This is a genomic window from Ignavibacteriota bacterium (genome assembly GCA_013285405.1).
Lineage (GTDB): Bacteria > Bacteroidota > Ignavibacteria > Ignavibacteriales > Ignavibacteriaceae > IGN2.
Genome location: CP053446.1, coordinates 1,052,934 through 1,070,203 on the forward strand (window position 1 = coordinate 1,052,934; position 17,270 = coordinate 1,070,203).

11 protein-coding genes and 1 pseudogene are annotated in these 17,270 nt (G+C 34.6%); 4 read left to right on the forward strand and 8 right to left on the reverse strand.

Annotated features, from left to right (window positions below; all coding sequences use genetic code 11):
* Positions 1–31: 31 nt before the first annotated feature.
* The 3 genes from hemW to HND39_04510 all read left to right on the forward strand — a co-directional run bounded on the left by hemW (position 32) and on the right by HND39_04510 (position 5,790).
* Positions 32–1,171, forward strand: a complete 1,140-nt coding sequence (gene hemW / locus HND39_04500; GenBank protein ID QKJ95598.1) for a radical SAM family heme chaperone HemW — start codon at positions 32–34, stop codon at positions 1,169–1,171.
* Positions 1,172–1,205: 34 nt separating this feature from the next.
* Positions 1,206–3,626, forward strand: a complete 2,421-nt coding sequence (locus HND39_04505; GenBank protein QKJ95599.1) for a T9SS type A sorting domain-containing protein — start codon at positions 1,206–1,208, stop codon at positions 3,624–3,626.
* A gap of 334 nt (positions 3,627–3,960) precedes the next feature.
* Positions 3,961–5,790 carry a T9SS type A sorting domain-containing protein gene (locus tag HND39_04510; protein ID QKJ97882.1) on the forward strand — a complete coding sequence of 610 codons (1,830 nt, stop codon included), beginning with the start codon at positions 3,961–3,963 and terminating at the stop codon, positions 5,788–5,790.
* Between the two features lie 53 nt (positions 5,791–5,843).
* Here HND39_04510 and HND39_04515 read toward each other — a convergent pair whose 3' ends face one another.
* From HND39_04515 to xth, 3 genes are all read right to left on the reverse strand, one after another.
* A complete protein-coding gene (locus tag HND39_04515) occupies positions 5,844–6,314 on the reverse strand; it encodes a tryptophan-rich sensory protein (protein QKJ95600.1) in 471 nt (156 codons plus the stop codon).
* A gap of 83 nt (positions 6,315–6,397) precedes the next feature.
* Positions 6,398–8,416, reverse strand: a complete 2,019-nt coding sequence (locus HND39_04520; protein ID QKJ95601.1) for a thioredoxin domain-containing protein — start codon at positions 8,414–8,416, stop codon at positions 6,398–6,400.
* 95 nt (positions 8,417–8,511) lie between these two features.
* Positions 8,512–9,285 carry an exodeoxyribonuclease III gene (gene xth, locus HND39_04525; protein ID QKJ95602.1) on the reverse strand — a complete coding sequence of 258 codons (774 nt, stop codon included), beginning with the start codon at positions 9,283–9,285 and terminating at the stop codon, positions 8,512–8,514.
* Positions 9,286–9,451: 166 nt separating this feature from the next.
* On the opposite strand from xth, the gene HND39_04530 reads away from it, so the two are divergent.
* Positions 9,452–11,317: a hypothetical protein gene (locus HND39_04530; protein ID QKJ95603.1), complete on the forward strand. Its 1,866-nt coding sequence runs from the start codon at positions 9,452–9,454 to the stop codon at positions 11,315–11,317.
* Here HND39_04530 and HND39_04535 read toward each other — a convergent pair.
* The 5 genes and pseudogenes from HND39_04535 to HND39_04555 all read right to left on the reverse strand — a co-directional run bounded on the left by HND39_04535 (position 11,314) and on the right by HND39_04555 (position 17,266).
* A complete protein-coding gene (locus HND39_04535; protein QKJ95604.1) occupies positions 11,314–12,744 on the reverse strand; it encodes a ferrous iron transporter B in 1,431 nt (476 codons plus the stop codon). The genes HND39_04530 and HND39_04535 overlap by 4 nt on opposite strands.
* Positions 12,745–12,821: 77 nt before the next feature.
* Positions 12,822–13,207 (reverse strand): annotated as a pseudogene (locus tag HND39_04540) (GxxExxY protein).
* Between the two features lie 43 nt (positions 13,208–13,250).
* Positions 13,251–14,051 carry an iron transporter FeoB gene (locus tag HND39_04545; GenBank protein QKJ95605.1) on the reverse strand — a complete coding sequence of 267 codons (801 nt, stop codon included), beginning with the start codon at positions 14,049–14,051 and terminating at the stop codon, positions 13,251–13,253.
* 2 nt (positions 14,052–14,053) lie between these two features.
* On the reverse strand, positions 14,054–15,085 hold the full coding sequence (locus tag HND39_04550) for a metal-dependent transcriptional regulator (protein ID QKJ95606.1): 1,032 nt from the start codon (positions 15,083–15,085) through the stop codon (positions 14,054–14,056).
* A gap of 255 nt (positions 15,086–15,340) precedes the next feature.
* Positions 15,341–17,266: an Nramp family divalent metal transporter gene (locus HND39_04555; protein ID QKJ95607.1), complete on the reverse strand. Its 1,926-nt coding sequence runs from the start codon at positions 17,264–17,266 to the stop codon at positions 15,341–15,343.
* Positions 17,267–17,270: the final 4 nt, after the last annotated feature.

Consider the following 17,270-nt stretch of genomic DNA (forward strand, 5'->3'; position numbering starts at 1 on the left):
TTAGCATTAGAACGATTTCATTTTTGTGCAATTGAAACAAACCGCTTGCTACATACATATTCCTTTCTGCGACCACAAATGTATTTATTGTGATTTCTATTCAATTATTACTTCAGATAACATTAGTTCATTCCTGAAATCTTTGAAGAAAGAAATTGAATACTATGCAGCAAATTATTCTGAGGAAAGAGAATTAATCTCGATTTACTTTGGCGGCGGAACTCCCTCATTGATGGAGCCAGAGTATATTTTTGAAATAATTGAATCGGTTATTAAAAAGTTCGGAGTTATAACTAATGCTGAGATTACACTTGAAACAAATCCTGGTACTGTTTCAATTGATAAATTAAAATTATTCAAGCAAGCCGGAATTAACAGGATAAGTATTGGTATTCAATCCTTTGATAATAGTGATTTAAAATTTTTAACACGTATTCACGATGCTGATACAGCAATTAAAACAGTTTATGCAGCAGCAAATGCTGGTTTCGGGAATATAAGTCTTGATTTAATATTCAATTTACCCGGGCAGACAAAAGAGAAATGGCAAAAAAATCTAGAGCAAGCAATTCAACTTCCTGTTAAACATATTTCCGCTTACAGCTTGATTCTTGAAAGAGGAACGATATTAAATAAAATGGTACTTGATGGAAAAGTTAAAATTCAAGATGAGGATTATGATGCAGAATTGTATGAAATGACAATTGATTTCCTCACTTCAAATGGGTTTTATCAATACGAAGTTTCAAATTTTGCGAAGCACGGATTTGAATGTATTCACAACAATGCTTACTGGCATTACACTGATTATTTTGGGTTTGGTACTTCAGCGCATTCATTTATTGATGGAGAGAGATGGTGGAACTTCTCAAGTCTTAAAATGTACATTGATAAAGTTAATAAATTTGGAAGCGCTGTAGCTGGTTCAGAAATTATAACTGATGATAAAGCAATTAATGAATATGTAATGCTTGAGTTAAGAAGCTCAGGATTAAATTTTGAAAAATTTGAAAATCGATTTGGAATTCAGATCCAAGAATGGATGAAAAGTAAATATGCTTATTTTGAAGTGTTAAAAAATAAAAAATTTGTAACCATCGAAAATAATATTGTAAAAATGACTTCGAATGGATATGCTATCTGTGACGAAATACTTAAAGATCTATTATAGTTTTATAAACAACAAATAATTACGGTGATATAAAATGAAAAAACTTTTTTTGTTATTGATTGTCGTAAATCTGAACTTATTCCCACAAAATTTTAAACAGGTCAAACTCTTCATTAATAATGAAATTGATTTCCAAATAGCATCTTCACTATCAATTGACTTTGAAGAAGCTATTTTTGAAAAATCGGGTGGCGTTACATTGTTTGTAAATGAAAATGAATTTTGGGCTTTAACCAATTCGGGACTCAATTATCAAATACTGATAGATGATTGGAAATCATATTACAACTCTCTGCCAAAATTATCCGAAGCTGAAAAAGAAAATATTAAAATAGATAGTCAGAAAAATTTCGGTATCACAGGATTTGGTTTCGGTTCGATGGGCGGTTACTATACGTATGCAGAAATCCAAACTGATCTTGATGAAATGTTTCAACTTTATCCGAACCTTATCACACAAAAATTTTCAATCGGAACAAGTATCGAAGGCAGAACAATTTGGGCTGCAAAAATTTCAGACAATCCTAACATAAATGAAAACGAACCAACAGCCGGCTTCGATGCACTTGTTCATGCACGCGAACCGCAATCAATGGCAACACAAATGTATTATATGTGGTATCTTCTTGAAAATTACGGAACAGATCCGGAAGCAACATACCTGGTGAATAACCGTGAAATGTTTTTTGTTCCATGTTTTAATCCTGATGGTTATGAGTACAACAGACAAACGGATCCGAATGGCGGCGGAATGTGGAGGAAGAACAGACGAAATAATGGAAACGGATGTTATGGAATTGACCTGAACAGAAACTTCGGTTATATGTGGGGCTATGACAACATTGGTTCCAGTCCTGATCCTTGTGATGAAACATACCGGGGTGCTTCATCATTCTCTGAACCTGAACCTCAGGCGATAAGAGATTTTGCTATCCTTAATAATTACGGTACTCATTTTAACATGCATACGTATGGAGGATATATTCTCTATCCGTGGGGATATATTAATGCAGAAACACCTGACTCACTTACATACAGAGAATTCGCTGCATTACTCACATCATTCAGCGGATATACATTTGGTTCAGGTGGTCAGCTACTTGGTTATAACTCTAATGGCAGTATTCGTGACTGGATGTACGGCGAGCTGACACTAAAGAATAAAACTTATGGTTATACAATAGAAATTGGGGATGATTTCTGGCCTCAACAAAATGAAATTTATCCTATTGCCCAACAGAATCTCAGAACGATGATTTATCAATCATTTCTTGCCGGTGAATATGTCCAGCTTATTAATCCGAATTTCAACGTACAATATTTTCTTCCGAACAATACGGTTGAGCTTTTACCGGAATTTAAAAATAAAGGATTGGCTACTGCATACAATCTCACAATTGAACTGACATCACCAAGTCAGTATGTAGTTATTAATACCGGGAGTTCATCACTTGATTCAATTGAAGCAAGAAGTGTTGCAATATTAACTTCACCATTATCTTTTTCTATTTCTGCTTCTGCACCATTAGCTGAAGAAATTCCTATTGTTATTACAACCAGAACGAACAATGACTTACTTTCTTCAGATACAACAACTTTTGTTATTGGTTTCCCGGTTTTTGTATTTGAAGATACAGCCAACAATCCCGCAATTAATTGGACGATTACTAAAACGCCAACAACATCTCCGCAATGGGATTCTACTTATAAAACATTTTACTCAGAGCCGAACTCTTATGCAGACAGCAAAAACGGCAACTATGTGAATAATGCAACAGTCACCATGACATTAACGAATCCAATAGACATTACTGGTTTAAATAATCCAAGATTAGTATTCTGGACAAAATTTGATATGGAAAGCAATTGGGATTATGGACAGGTACAGGTTTCTACAAATAATGGAACAACCTGGATTGCACTTGCAGGGCAATACACCGAACCTGGCGTGGGAAGTTTTCAACCGAACGGTGAACCAGTTTATGATGCAGCGCAAACAAACTGGGTAAAGGAGGAAATCAACCTGACTGCATACTCAAGTTCACAAGTTAAAATTCGTTTCAGACTTAGAACTGACAGCGGTGTGACCAGAGATGGATGGTATCTTGATGATATCGGTGTTTTCTATTACACAATACCGACAGATGTATCAAATATTACTGAACCACTTTATGATTTTTCATTGGAGCAAAACTATCCGAATCCATTTAATCCTTCAACCAAAATTAAGTATTCTATTCCATCTGTCGCCTTGAGCGGAGTCGAAGGATCTCTTGTTACATTAAAAGTTTTTGATGTGTTGGGTAACGAAGTGACTACTTTGGTGAATGAAGAAAAACCATCCGGTGAATATGAAGTTGTTTTCGATGCTGCCGGATTATCGAGTGGAATATATTTTTATAAACTTCAGGTTGGTTCATTTACAGAAACAAAAAAGCTGGTTTTGATCAGATAGAAATATTAAACGTGTCATGAAAACACTCGTTGAAGTTAGAAAACAGCTTGTTGTTTCATTATTAAATATTTCAGAAAAGGTTCCTGATTCATCGCATTGATGAGCCTTGATGAATATTGTTAATAAATTTTTTTTGACCTATTTTCATTTAAGGGTTTCAAAAAAATTCTTTTCAAAATTATTCCAATAATTCAGATTGACTATGATAAAAATATTTAACTGTCGGATCGTTATATCAGCGTTAGTAATGATTTTGTTTATACTGCAATCAAATTATCCGCAAGTTTCCGGTGTTGTTCGGGATCAGTTAACTTTGTTGCCTGTTGCAGGTGCAATGGTAACATTACAAACCACCAATATAAAAACTATAACTGCTGCTGATGGTTCTTTCGTTTTAACTAATGCAATTGGTGCAGATCTTGTTATCGTCAGTGCAAAAAAATATTATTACAATAGTTCTGTTACAGTTAGTTCACCAACTACAAACGTTGAAATACTAATTGAATCAGTACCACAGGATAACAATCCGAATTACAATTTTATGGATCCTGAAGTTTGTGGTTCGTGTCATCCAGATCAATACGATCAATGGACTGGTTCGCCTATGTCTCTTGCTGGTGTTAACGCATGGGTTTATGATACTTATAATGGTACAGGAACTCCGGGAGGAATGGGCGGTTTCGTTTACACACGAGATTCTTTTCTGGCAGGTAATAATCCTGAATCTGAATGCGCTTCCTGTCATCAACCGGAACCATGGATAAAAAATCCATTTAGTGCTCTCGAACCCATTGATAGTTTGTCTGTCGGATCAATGCACGGAATATCTTGTGAAGCATGTCATAAAATTGCTCACGTTGATGAAAGTAAAATAAACTATCCTGGAATTTATCCTGGGGTTGTAACTTACACACGTCCCGAAGTAACATCCAGCCAGATACAGTACGGAGTATTAGGTGATTCAGATTTTAACCTTTTCAGTCTGATGAGGTCTTCTTATCAACCGCAATTGACTGCTGTTGTTTGTGCATCCTGTCATCAGGATAAAAATGATCCGGATGAAGATGGAGATTTTGAAGAAGAAAATGGAGTAATATCAGAACCAACATATCTTGAATGGCTTGACAGTCCGTATTCAGACCCGCAATCTCCATACTATGCAACTTGTGTTGATTGTCATATGCCTTCTTATGGAGCTAGTTTTGTTTGTACGCAGATTAATCTTCAACGTGATTCGAGTACTATAAGAGCACACGATATTAAAGGAACAACTCCTGAATATCTTGAAAATGCTGTTGAGTTGAATATAAATCCTCAACCATCAGGTAATGAAGTAAATGTGGAAGTTACAATTACAAATAACAATACCGGTCATCATGTTCCGACAGGTGTTACAATTCGAAATATGATTTTGCTTGTTGAAGCATTTACCAAGCAGGACAGCACACCTCTTATTTATACCGGAACTCAACTCGTTCATGAACTTGGTGGTATTGGTGATCCTGCCCAAGGTTATTATGCCGGACTTCCGGGAAAGTTTTATTCAAAGGTTAATCATGATTCAAGCGGAAACGGACCAACATTTTTTACTGATGCGACAGGAATTATTTTTGATAATCGGATTGCAGCACTTGATACCGATACGTCGTCATATTCTTTTGAAATACCGGGCGGAGGTGTGGAATATGTTGTTCGAGCAAGGTTGATTTACAGACGTTCGTTCAGGTTTCTTACTGATGCAAAACAATGGCAATATGACGGACACAATAATCCTCTGGAAGATGTAATGCCTCCATATTTCGGACATTTAATGGAAGAAAAAATTTGGGAGTCAGGTGTAACTTCGGTGAGTGGAATACCTTTAATAAATTTCTCGCTTGAACAAAATTATCCTAATCCATTTAATCCAAGCACAGTAATCAGTTATCGGTTACCTGTGAGTAGTGATGTATCATTAAAAGTTTATGATGTTCTTGGAAATCTTGTTGCAACTTTAATTGATGAATTCAAACCAGCAGGAAGTTATGCAGTTGAATTCAGGAGTCATTCTGACGAAGGTCAGAACCTGCCTGCCGGTAGGCAAGGTCTCTCAAGCGGAATATATTTTTATAAACTGCAAGCAGGTTCTTATACTGAAACTAAAAAAATGATACTGATTAAATAATTATTGTTTCACTTTCTTAAGTTAAGGGCACAGGAAGCTGTGCCCTTTTTTATTTAGTTCAACAGCCAGACATTAAATGTTAGGATTGTTGAAAAAAGCAGATAAAAATTATATGGTAAGAGTAATGAAGCAGCTATTGGTGAGAAACGCCAGATAATGAATATGAGAAAGACGAGATTCACAACCAGTAAAAGTGCCTGAAAAAATGCCAGACCAAATTGCTGATGCGAGAAAAAAAGAATATTCCAACCGACAATTAAAACCCCATTCAAAGCAAATAATCCGATCACAAGTCCAAATTTTTTTTCGGTATAATGTCTATTCCATATAATTAATAACGAGAGTGTTGTAAGAATAAATATTATCGTCCAGGTTAAAACCATCATTGTCCCGGAAGGAGTCCAATCAGGAAGATTGATTGTAGAGTACCACACTCTTCCGGTATCAGCAAAGTAAGAAGCTGCGGATGCTGTGATGATCACGAGCAATGGTATTAAAATATAATTCGGTTTAATCTTTGCCAACAGATATTACCTTAAAATTTTTATTATAGGCAAAGAAATAAATAAAGAATAGTAATTGAAGTCAAACACTCATTTTTTCCCAATTACAGTGTACGAACAATTTGCTCAATTGCCTGCGATATATTATCCACTGGAAGCTGACACATTCGGTTTTCGCAAACATAAATCAGGTTTTTTTCTTTTACATATTTACTTTTCATAATTTCAAGCGAGCCATCCTGTTCTCCACCGAACAGAACAATGTTGGGTAAAAAAGTTTTACTGATAGTTTGTTTTGATGATTCAAATTCATCTCCGAAAATTCCAACCTCATAATTTGGGAAGGTTAAATAAGAAGCAACTTGTAACCAGTATGAATGAAAAGCTGGATTATGAATTGTGTATTGTTTAATCACATTTAACATTTTTATTATCAATTCTTCATAAGATTCTTCGTAGAAAAATTTTGAGAGTTTCAGAAACCCTGAAGCAAGAGAAGAATTGGAAGATGGAATTACGTTATCAGAGAAATCTGTTTTGCGTGCAATCAATGGTTCATCAATATCAGAAGTGTAGAAAAAGAAATCGGAATCCTCCTTTTTAAAATGAAGAATAACATAATCGGCTAATTTTTTTGCTGAGTAAATCCACTTCTCATCAAACGTTGCTTCATATAATGAAATAAATGCTTCTATCGTGTAGGAATAATCATCAAGAAATGCATTGATGGTGCTTTTGCCATTTTTATAGTTTCTGGACAATCTTCCATCTGCATTCATCATTTTATTCAAAAGGAAATTGCCATTTTTCAATGCGACATTTAAAAACTTTTTGTCAGTAAAAGCTGAGAACGCATCAACATATCCTTTTAACATCAGGGCATTCCAGGATGTTAAAATTTTATCGTCAAGTCCGGGTTTTACTCTTTCATTTCTTTTATCAAGCAGAATCATCTTTGATTCGTTGATGATATTCTCAAATGTCTTTTCATCCAATTTATATTTACTTAGCAAGTTTTCTTTTTTTTGAGTAATGAAAAGAATATTGTTTCCTTCCCAATTTCCATTCGCAGTAATTGAGAAGTAATCACAGAATATTTCAGATTTTTCTTTCAGAAGATTATCAATTTCGTCTTTCGTCCAAACATAATATTTCCCTTCTTCACCTTCTGAATCAGCATCAAGCGAAGAATAAAATCCTCCTGATTTATCTGTCATCTCTCGTTCTATGAATTCAAGTGTTTCAAAAACAACTTTTTTGTAGAGTTCATTCCCCGTTACTTTAAATACATTGGAATAAAGACTAACTAGTTCTGCATTGTCGTAAAGCATTTTTTCAAAGTGAGGAACTTTCCAAATTTCATCAGTTGAGTAACGGGCAAATCCTCCACCAAGGTGATCATAAATTCCGCCGTTTGCCATTTTATCCAGAGTTGTAGTAACCGCTTCCAGAGCTGTAGAATTTTTTGTGTGGAAATTATAGTTCAAGAGAAATTGATAAATGTTTGGCATTGAAAATTTTGGAGCGCCTTTCGTTCCTCCATTTACAAAATCAATCACAGAAATTATTTTTTTAACAGCTTCATCTAAATCTTCTTTCGTAAATATGTATCCATTTTCTCCAGCACCCGGAATTCCAATTTCATTTATTGCCTTTGTCAGCTTTCCAGCTTCCTGATCAAATGTCTCGGGTTCTTTTTGAAAAAGATCTTTGAAGTAAAGAAGAATTCTTGTCCATTCATTTTTTCTGAAATAAGTTCCTGCAAATACCGGTCTTCCATCAGGGAGTGCAATTACATTTAAAGGCCAGCCACCTCTTCCTGTAATTAAATAAGCTGCATCCATATAAATCTGATCGATATCGGGTCGTTCTTCTCTATCAACTTTAATGGAAACAAAAAAATCATTCATCACTTGTGCGACAGAAACATCTTCGAAAGATTCGTGTTCCATCACGTGGCACCAGTGACAGGCAGCATAACCAATACTTATTATTAATAATTTATTTTCTGTTCTTGCTTTTTCGAGAGCTTCATTTCCCCACGGATACCAGTTGACAGGATTATTTGCGTGCTGAAGTAAATATGGACTTGATTCGCTTGCTAATTTGTTCTTGTATTTCATCGTGCTGAATATTGCTTTCTTTGTGTCTTCGTTAGAATAACTTTACTTAAAGCTAATGAATTGCCACAAAGACTCAAAGACACAAAGATTATGAATCAAAATTTAAGTTCAATTTCGATTGGACAGTGATCTGAACCCATCACTGATGAATGAATTGTGGCTGATAAAATGTTCTTTCTCAGACTTTCACTTATATAAAAATAATCAATACGCCAGCCAACGTTTCGTTCACGTGCTCGAGTTACCATATCCCACCAGGTATATTGTTCAGGTTCGTTGTTAAACAATCTGAAAGTGTCTATAAAACCAGCATCAAGAAATTTATCAATCCATTCTCTTTCCTGAGGAAGAAAACCTGATATAGTGGAATTCTCTTTTGGTCTTGCAAGATCAATTTCTTTATGGGCAGTATTGACATCACCGCAAACAATTATTTTTATGTTCTGCTTTAAAAGTTTTTTGCAATACTTCAAAAATTCTTCGTAAAAATCCATTTTATATTGAAGTCTTTCAGCAGAGGCTTTACCATTCGGAAAATAAATATTAAAGAGAGTGAACTCATCGAATTCCGTAATTATAAATCTTCCTTCGCTGTCAAATTCTTTTTTACTAATTCCTTGCTTTACACTTTTTGGTTTTAGCTTTGTATAAGTAACAACACCGCTGTAACCTTTCTTTTCTGCTGATGAAAAGTATGATTCATATCCATTTACATTTTTAAGGACATCATCAAGCTGATCAGGATGAGCTTTTGTTTCCTGAAGACAGAGAATATCGGGATTTTCTTTTTTAAACCAATCAAGAAAACCTTTTTTCTGAATTGCACGGATCCCGTTAACGTTCCAGGAGAGGAGACGAATTTTTTTCATAAAGGATTTTTTTCTATGGATTTACTTTTTATTACTTATTTCAGATCAGTTAATCATCATTAGAAAAATAAACAAAAATAATTAATTATGGGTAATTGATGTTTAAATGGAACCTTTATACCTTTTAATAGTTAAAACAGTGATAATTATAAGTTAAAGGGATATTATGAAAAAGTTATACGGGATTCTGTCACTTCTTTTTTTTCTTAACACGGTAACCTTGTTCCCGCAAGTCAGTGTTGATTCGATGGACATCACAACGAGTTTTTATGGGCCATTCAATAAAACAACAGTTAAGTTTTATTTGCATAATCATTCTGAAAGGGATAGCATAGGGGGAACTATTGATTTCGATGCTAACAAAACTTCATTTATTGAAAATATGTATCTCGAAATAGATGGTAAATTAAAAAAAGCACATACACTTCAAGCCGGACAGGGAACTACTATATATAATACGATAACAAGAAGACGAATTGATCCGGCATTGTTGCTGAAAACAGGTGAGGGAAAATATTCACTTAGCGTTTTTCCGTTTAGAAAACATCAAACAAGAATTGTTGTAATAGACTACTACTCTATAGTTGAGAGTAGTTCAATCGTTCTACCAGAATGGTATTTCAAAATTGTAAATGCATATAATATAAAAAGCAGAATCAGCTTCTCTTCATTACAGGAAGCAAATGCAGATGTTTATCAAATAAATGGGAATAACTCCGAACTGATTATAGCCGTAAGAACTATCAATCAATTGAGCAGTATAGAAAAACAAATAATTAATAACTCTTCTCTTCTCAAATTTCAATTTGATTTCAAAAAGATAAAAAACGTTCCCAGATATTTTTCGGGTTCGATAAGTTATTACCATCTGAACAGTATACAAAAAGATTCAACATTTTTTAAGCCTCAAACTACTCTCACAGTAACACCTGCTGAAAACTATCCGCCAGATTTTCTAATGGAACTGCGGATATATATTTCTTCACAAGATGAAACACTAAACATATGTGCTTCAGGCCGTGATAGTTTTTTAAATGATTTTCTTAAATATCTGGATAAGCAGGGGAAAATTCATTTAAGTCTGAGAGAAAATATTTCAAATAAGATCCATGATTGCATTCGCGATAATTACAATTGGTTCAAGTCAGAGAATAAATGGAATTATTTTGATAAGGAATTCTCTCTTGTGCGAAATAAACCCGGCAGAAAATTTAAGTATATTGAAATTAATTGTCCTTTTCTAAATAAGTTTGTTGAATATACCGCATCATTTGACAGCAGTATCAATGCTCAGGTTAAGTGCGGATTTCTGAATTCTAATTTATCTAAACTTGTTATTGAAGACGATGAACGCGCTATACAAATCTGGGAAAATGTTACTAAAACCAAATATGGAGATGAGCCAACATATTTTGTTGCTGTAGAAGAAATGCCTGAACCAATTGGTGGAATAGCTGCAATTCAAAATTCGGTCTACATCCCTGCTTCGCTTAAGCCTTATTGTAATTTTAAAATTTACATTCTGGCATTTATTAATAAGACTGGTCATGTAACTTATATGAAACTGATTAATCCCAAATCAGTAATTAATATAGATTCATATAATGTAACTGATTTTAATAATGAAATTGTATCACTCATTGAAAAAGTAAGTGAGTTCGGAATTAGCATTCCAGATTGGAAACCGGGTAAACAAAGAAATGAGCCTGTTCCAGTACAAGTTTCCATCCCTTTAACATTTAAAGTGGATTCAATTGATACCGCTAACAAGGTTACAGAATATGTTTTTGGGGAAAGAGAATTTATTCCTCTATCACTATCTGATTACAAATGCTATCTATTCGAAAATGGTTTCAAGGAACATAAAAGTGTGAAAGTAAATTATAAATCAGATAAATTTTATGAACTTATGATTCAACATCCCGAATTGATAGAAGTTATGTATAAGGCGATATATTTAAGCTCTTGGGATGGAGTAGGATTTATTGTTAATGTCTCTGGCAAGAAAAAATATTATTTAATAAAAAATTAATTGGTGAATATTCTCCAAATCTGAGTAACAAAAAAAGTAACAATTAATCCCATTGCAATCGGCAGAAAAGTGGATATTAGTGTCCACTTAATACTTTTTGTTTCTTTATAAATTGTATAGATAGTTGTTGAACATGGATTATGAAGCAGACTGAAAAGCATCAAATTAATTCCTGTCAACATGGTCCAACCGCCAGCTTGAAGAACAGCAGCGGTATCGGCAGTAGAATCTAGCTCAAACATTACACCGTTCCCAACACCAACTCCGGCAAGTCCAAGATTTGCAACTGTCAGCATTAATATAGTTGGTATTACAATTTCATTTGCCGGAATAGCAATTATGTAAGCTAAAAATATTACTCCATTCAATCCTAATATAAAAGCAAAAGGATTAACCCAGCCAATAAAAATATTTGCAATCGATTGTTCACCAATATTAATGTTTGCAACAAGCCAGATTACAACTCCGGCAGGTACTGCAAAAACAACTGCACGCCAGAGAACGAAAATTGTTCTGTCAATTAATGAAGTATAAAGTGTCTGAAGAATTCTTGGTGGTCTGTATGGAGGAAGTTCCAGACTGAATGCAGATGCTTCACCTTTCAAAACAGATTTTGATAATGCCCAGGATACTATGAGACTAAATACAACTCCAAGAACAGCAATAAATACAACTGCTGCGGCAGAAACAATTCCTGCAAGATACGCCGGGGCTGCAGCACCGATAAAAATAGTTGCAATAAGAATTTGTGTTGGCCATCTTCCATTACACAATGAAAAATTATTTGTAATTATCGCAATTAATCTTTCTCGTGGACTATCAATTACTCGTGTAGCTATTATACCTGCAGCGTTACATCCAAAACCCATCGCCATTGTTAATGCTTGTTTTCCATGTGCACCAACTTTTTTATAAAGATTATCCATATTAAAAGATACACGAGGCAGATAACCAAAATCTTCGAGCAATGTAAATAACGGAAAGAATATTGCCATTGGTGGTAACATTACAGAAATGACCCATGCCATTGCAAGATAAGCTCCATCAATCAAAACTCCATCAAGCCAGAAAGGTAAACCAATACTTGCTGAAAAACTTTTTAGTATCGGATGAACTGTATCTATTAAAAAAGTAGCAATCATACCTGAAGGGACATTCGCTCCCTGAATAGTTAACCAGAAAACTATACCAAGTAAAAGAAACATAATCGGAAAACCGGTATATCGGCTTGTTAATATTCTGTCGAGAGTTTTTTCCCAATTTGCAGATGATTTTTCTTCCGGTAATGTGACAGCACGCTTGACGATGGTCGAAGCATTCGAGTAAATTGATTCCATCAAAGTGTCGTGGAAATTCTCACCTATTTCCCATCGTAAATTATTTGCTGTTGAGAGTATTGCATCGCTATTCTGATTTTCTTGTAACATTTTTATTTTCGTTCTTTTCTGTTGTCATATCATCTTCTGTTGACTTATTTGTCACGAAGACACTAAGACACAAAGATTTATAATATTATCCTTTTGATACCGTCTTTTATTAACGGAACATTAAAGTTTATTAAGTATCCAAATTTTTATTAGTTAATTTAAAATGACTTAAAACTTGAGCTACCCAGACAGAATTAACTTGTTCGATTGCTTTAGTTTCAACAATAACCAAATCTTCAACCAATAAATCCAATCTCAAGCCTTCATCGAATACAATTCCATCATAGACTATTGGAATCTCCACTTGCCTTCTAACTACCAAGCCTGCTTTCTGAAGTTCGTGTGCAAGTGCAATTTCGTAAATCTTTTCAAGCAAACCTGGTTCTAATTCTTTATGAACTTTGAACGCAGCATTCACAATTATTTTCCCTATCCTCTCTTCTTGTTCTGTCAATGGAATCATTTTTCTTTGTGTCTTAGTGGCTTGGTGGCTAAAAATAAATTTATCATCCTGTAGATAACTGAACTAATTCTTGTTTTTTGAGATTTCCTAATTCACCATTTCTAATTGATTCAATAATACTCTGATCTCCCTCCAGCAATCTGAGAGCGACCCATTTGGCATTTGGAAGATTTGGAAATTCTTCGAGAATCATTTTGTTTAATTTCTCTACTGCATAATTAAGTTCTCTTGAATGACTTTTAATTCTGTATGGTTTGCATACAAACTTTCCTGTTGCAACTTCAAATATTGAATTAAGTAACTCGTTCATTCCCTTGTTGTATCTCGCAACCACTGGAATAACAGGGACACCCAAATCTTTTGATAAGATGCGTTCATCAATTTTAATTTGATGTCGTTCAGCTTCATCCATCAGGTTCAAACATAAAACAACTCTATCTGTAATTTCTAAAATTTGCAGGACCAGATTCAGATTTCTCTCAAGACGTGTTGCATCAACTACCGTAACTGTAACATCCGGTTGACCGAATAGGATGAAATCGCGTGCAACTTCTTCATCAGTACTTGTTGAAAGAAGCGAATATGTTCCCGGTAAATCGACTAGTTTAAATTTTTTATTATTGTATTCGAATCCACCTTCTGCACGCGTAACTGTTTTTCCCGGCCAATTTCCCGTGTGTTGTTTTAGTCCGGTAAGGTTATTGAAGACGGTACTCTTTCCAGTGTTTGGGTTACCGGCAAGAGCAACTACAAAATCAAATGTGCTCATATCAATACCAAGTCTTTTTAAATTGCCAGCATTGTGAACCGGGCAAGTCTCGCAATTATTTTCAGCTAGTTTCATATTTAATTCATACCTTCATTTTCTGAAACAAGATAAATTTTATCTGCAAGATTATTTCGAAGAGCAATTGAGGCTCCTTTAATTCTATAAGCAGTCGGATCACCGGAAGCACTTTTCATTTCAGCAACTATTTCAGTTCCCGGAACTACACCAAGATCCATCAATCTTCTTCTCTGCTGACCTCTCAATGCTTTTGAAATTCCAAGCACAATTCCTTTCTCACCAATCTCTAACGAAGACAAATATTTAAACTTACCTTCGATTGTTTTTTCGAATCGTATCGGAGCTACTGTAATGTTTTTTGCAAAGAGTGGTGCCAAAATACATTCTTCACCATTTGCAGTAAACGTTACTCGTTCATTTGTCAATTCTAACATTCTAACCTGCATACCGGGATAAAGACCTTCAGCAACAAGCTGTTGATAAATTGCATCGGGTTCATCTTCAATATGAATAATACTTGCAAACTCACCAAACTTTAAATCTGTTAACGGTCTGCCAGTTTTTATTGGAAGTTCACCGGAGACTGAAGGTATTGGGTCTCCGTGTGGATCAAAAACAGGATTACCTATTTGAGCTGCAAGTGCATCTGCATCGGACGGAGTGAGCTTGTGTTCAAATTCTTCGGCTGAATGATGCCATTGAGTTTCATCAATACCCGTTTCGTCTGCGAGATATTTTTCCCACAACCTGTGCACTCTGATAATTCTAAGAGCATAAGATCTTCCTTCATTAGAAAGTTGCAAAGTTTCATTTTGTGAAGTTAGCAAACCCATGTCTTCAAGTTTCGTAATTAGTTCAGCAGCTTCATCTTCTGAAATCGATAATTTGCCAGCAACACTATTCAGAGTACAACTTACTCCACTATATTCACAATTGTATAGATGTTTCAATGCGTCTTCAATAAGAACTCTTTTAGTATTTTGACGACTTCGTTTCATCCTGGCGAACAATCCTTTACCAGGGTAGAATAATATAACCCCGATTAAAATAATTGCTGTTCCGATTAATAATATTAATAAAGAATCTAACATTTTTATTGAATTGAAAAATTCTGTTTATATACTAAAATAAAAGCTGGTATTATTATCTGACATTTATAGTTCTGAGCATTTTTCATATTCGATTTTTAATAAAGTGTGTAACAATTTTTAGAAAAGACAATTACTTTAATGCGAACAGTCTCCAAATCCGAGTTAAGAAAAAGATTATTCCGTTTTGATTCTTTTTATGAATATTGATACAAGATTCTTCCGGCATTTTATGCTTCAAACACTTTTAATCAATTACTACACCTCAACCGGTATTGCCAATACAGGAATTCTTACTCTGTGTCTTAATTCATCCACAGTCGCACCATAAATTATATCTTTTACCATCTTATGCCCATGACTGCCAACAACAATTAATTCAATATTTTCTTTCTTACAAACTTTTGCTATCTCTTTTTCAGGATTGCCGCCGCAGATTATGGCATGAGTTATAAAATCATCAATGTTATGCTTATGAGCAAAATCATTTATATATTCGTTCATCTTTTTAGCTTGTTCATCGGCTACAAGGTCACCAATAAATCTTCCTGTAACTGATTCTACACAGTGGATTAAATAGATTTCGCCGGATAAATTTTTTAAGAATGGTCTGACTCCTTTCATAATCTGCTCATCTCTTGCGGATCTTCCTTCTAATGCAATTCCAATTTTCATAACTGATTCCCTTTTTATTATTGCTGCAGGAATTTTTCTTGCATAAGCTAGTGGTTTTTTGATAAACAGTTCTTCTATTTTTTCGAGTTCTGCTTTCTTGAAATACGGTTCAATGATGATCCAGAAGAGCAGCAATACAAGAAAGACAATAACAGGAGTTACAACAAATTTAAATATTGTTCCCGTAATACCCGAATCGGAAAAGTTATGAATGGAAAAATTATAAACTAATTCCAGATTCATGATTATAATAAACCCAGCCGCGATCCATGCAAGAATTTTCACTAAGTACCTTGAAGCAAATTCATTCATTTTATTTTTACTGGATGTAAAATGAAGTAATGGAACTATTGCAAATGGAAGCTGAAGTGATAATATCACTTGTGAAAGTACCAGAAGCGAATCAACAGAACTGTCTCCCGAAATTTTTATTACTATTACTGTAGGAATTATTGCGAGTAAACGGGTAATAATTCTTCTCAACCAAGGACGTATCTTTATCCCAACAAATCCTTCCATAACAATCTGCCCGGCAAAAGTTCCGGTAATTGTTGATGACTGACCTGCTGCAAGAAGTGCAACTCCAAAGGCAATCGAAGCAAATTTATTTCCAAGCAGAGGCGCTAATAATGCATGAGCATCAATTAGGGATGCAACTTCTGAATGTCCCGTATTAAAAAAAACTGCTGCAGCCAGAATTAGAATTGCGGCATTAACAAAAAAAGCTGAATTCAATGCAACAATTGAATCTATAAGATTAAATTTGTTTGCATCCTTTAAACCTTTTTGTGTTCTTTTTACATTCCTTGACTGCACAAGTGCAGAATGTAAATAAAGATTATGAGGCATAACCGTTGCGCCAATTATACCGAGTGCAACATATAATTCATTGCCGTTAAGCATTGAAGGTATAAACCCTGAACCAATTGCAATAAAATCAGGTTTAGATATAATCATTTCAAATGCAAAGCATACTCCAATCGTAGCAATAAGTGCTAATATGAAAGCCTCCATCTTTCTTATTCCAAATGATAACAGAAACATTAACAGAATAACATCAAACGCAGTGATTATCGTTCCCCACAACATAGGAATCCCGAACAATAAATAAAGTCCGATCGCTGATCCAATAACTTCAGCAAGATCACACGCAGCTACAGCTAATTCGCAAATAATCCATAAAATATAATTTATTGGTTTTGGATAGTGATCTCTGCAAGCCTGAGCCAGGTCGCGCCCAAAAACAATTCCAAGTCTTGCCGAGAGTGATTGAAATAAAATAGCTATTAAATTAGCAAGAAGTATTACCCAGATTAATTTATATCCGAATTGAGAACCGCCAGCTAAGTCTGTTGCCCAGTTTCCAGGATCCATATACCCGACAGCGACCATAAATGCTGGTCCGGTAAAATAAAAAAGTCTCTTCCAGAAACCAGAAGAATGGTTTACATCAACTGAAGAATGTACTTCCGAAAGCGATTTGTTTTTTGTTAATTCCTGGTAACTCATACGT

Excerpts from the sequence above, each read along its gene's own strand:
- HND39_04505 (QKJ95599.1), top strand. The coding sequence starts at position 1,206 with ATGAAAAAACTTTTTTTGTTATTGATTGTCGTAAATCTGAACTTATTC.
- HND39_04510 (QKJ97882.1), top strand. The coding sequence starts at position 3,961 with ATGGTAACATTACAAACCACCAATATAAAAACTATAACTGCTGCTGAT.
- HND39_04520 (QKJ95601.1), bottom strand. The coding sequence starts at position 8,416 with ATGAAATACAAGAACAAATTAGCAAGCGAATCAAGTCCATATTTACTT.
- xth (QKJ95602.1), bottom strand. The coding sequence starts at position 9,285 with ATGAAAAAAATTCGTCTCCTCTCCTGGAACGTTAACGGGATCCGTGCA.
- HND39_04530 (QKJ95603.1), top strand. The coding sequence starts at position 9,452 with ATGAAAAAGTTATACGGGATTCTGTCACTTCTTTTTTTTCTTAACACG.
- HND39_04535 (QKJ95604.1), bottom strand. The coding sequence starts at position 12,744 with ATGTTACAAGAAAATCAGAATAGCGATGCAATACTCTCAACAGCAAAT.
- HND39_04545 (QKJ95605.1), bottom strand. The coding sequence starts at position 14,051 with ATGAAACTAGCTGAAAATAATTGCGAGACTTGCCCGGTTCACAATGCT.
- HND39_04550 (QKJ95606.1), bottom strand. The coding sequence starts at position 15,085 with ATGTTAGATTCTTTATTAATATTATTAATCGGAACAGCAATTATTTTA.
- HND39_04555 (QKJ95607.1), bottom strand. The coding sequence starts at position 17,266 with ATGAGTTACCAGGAATTAACAAAAAACAAATCGCTTTCGGAAGTACAT.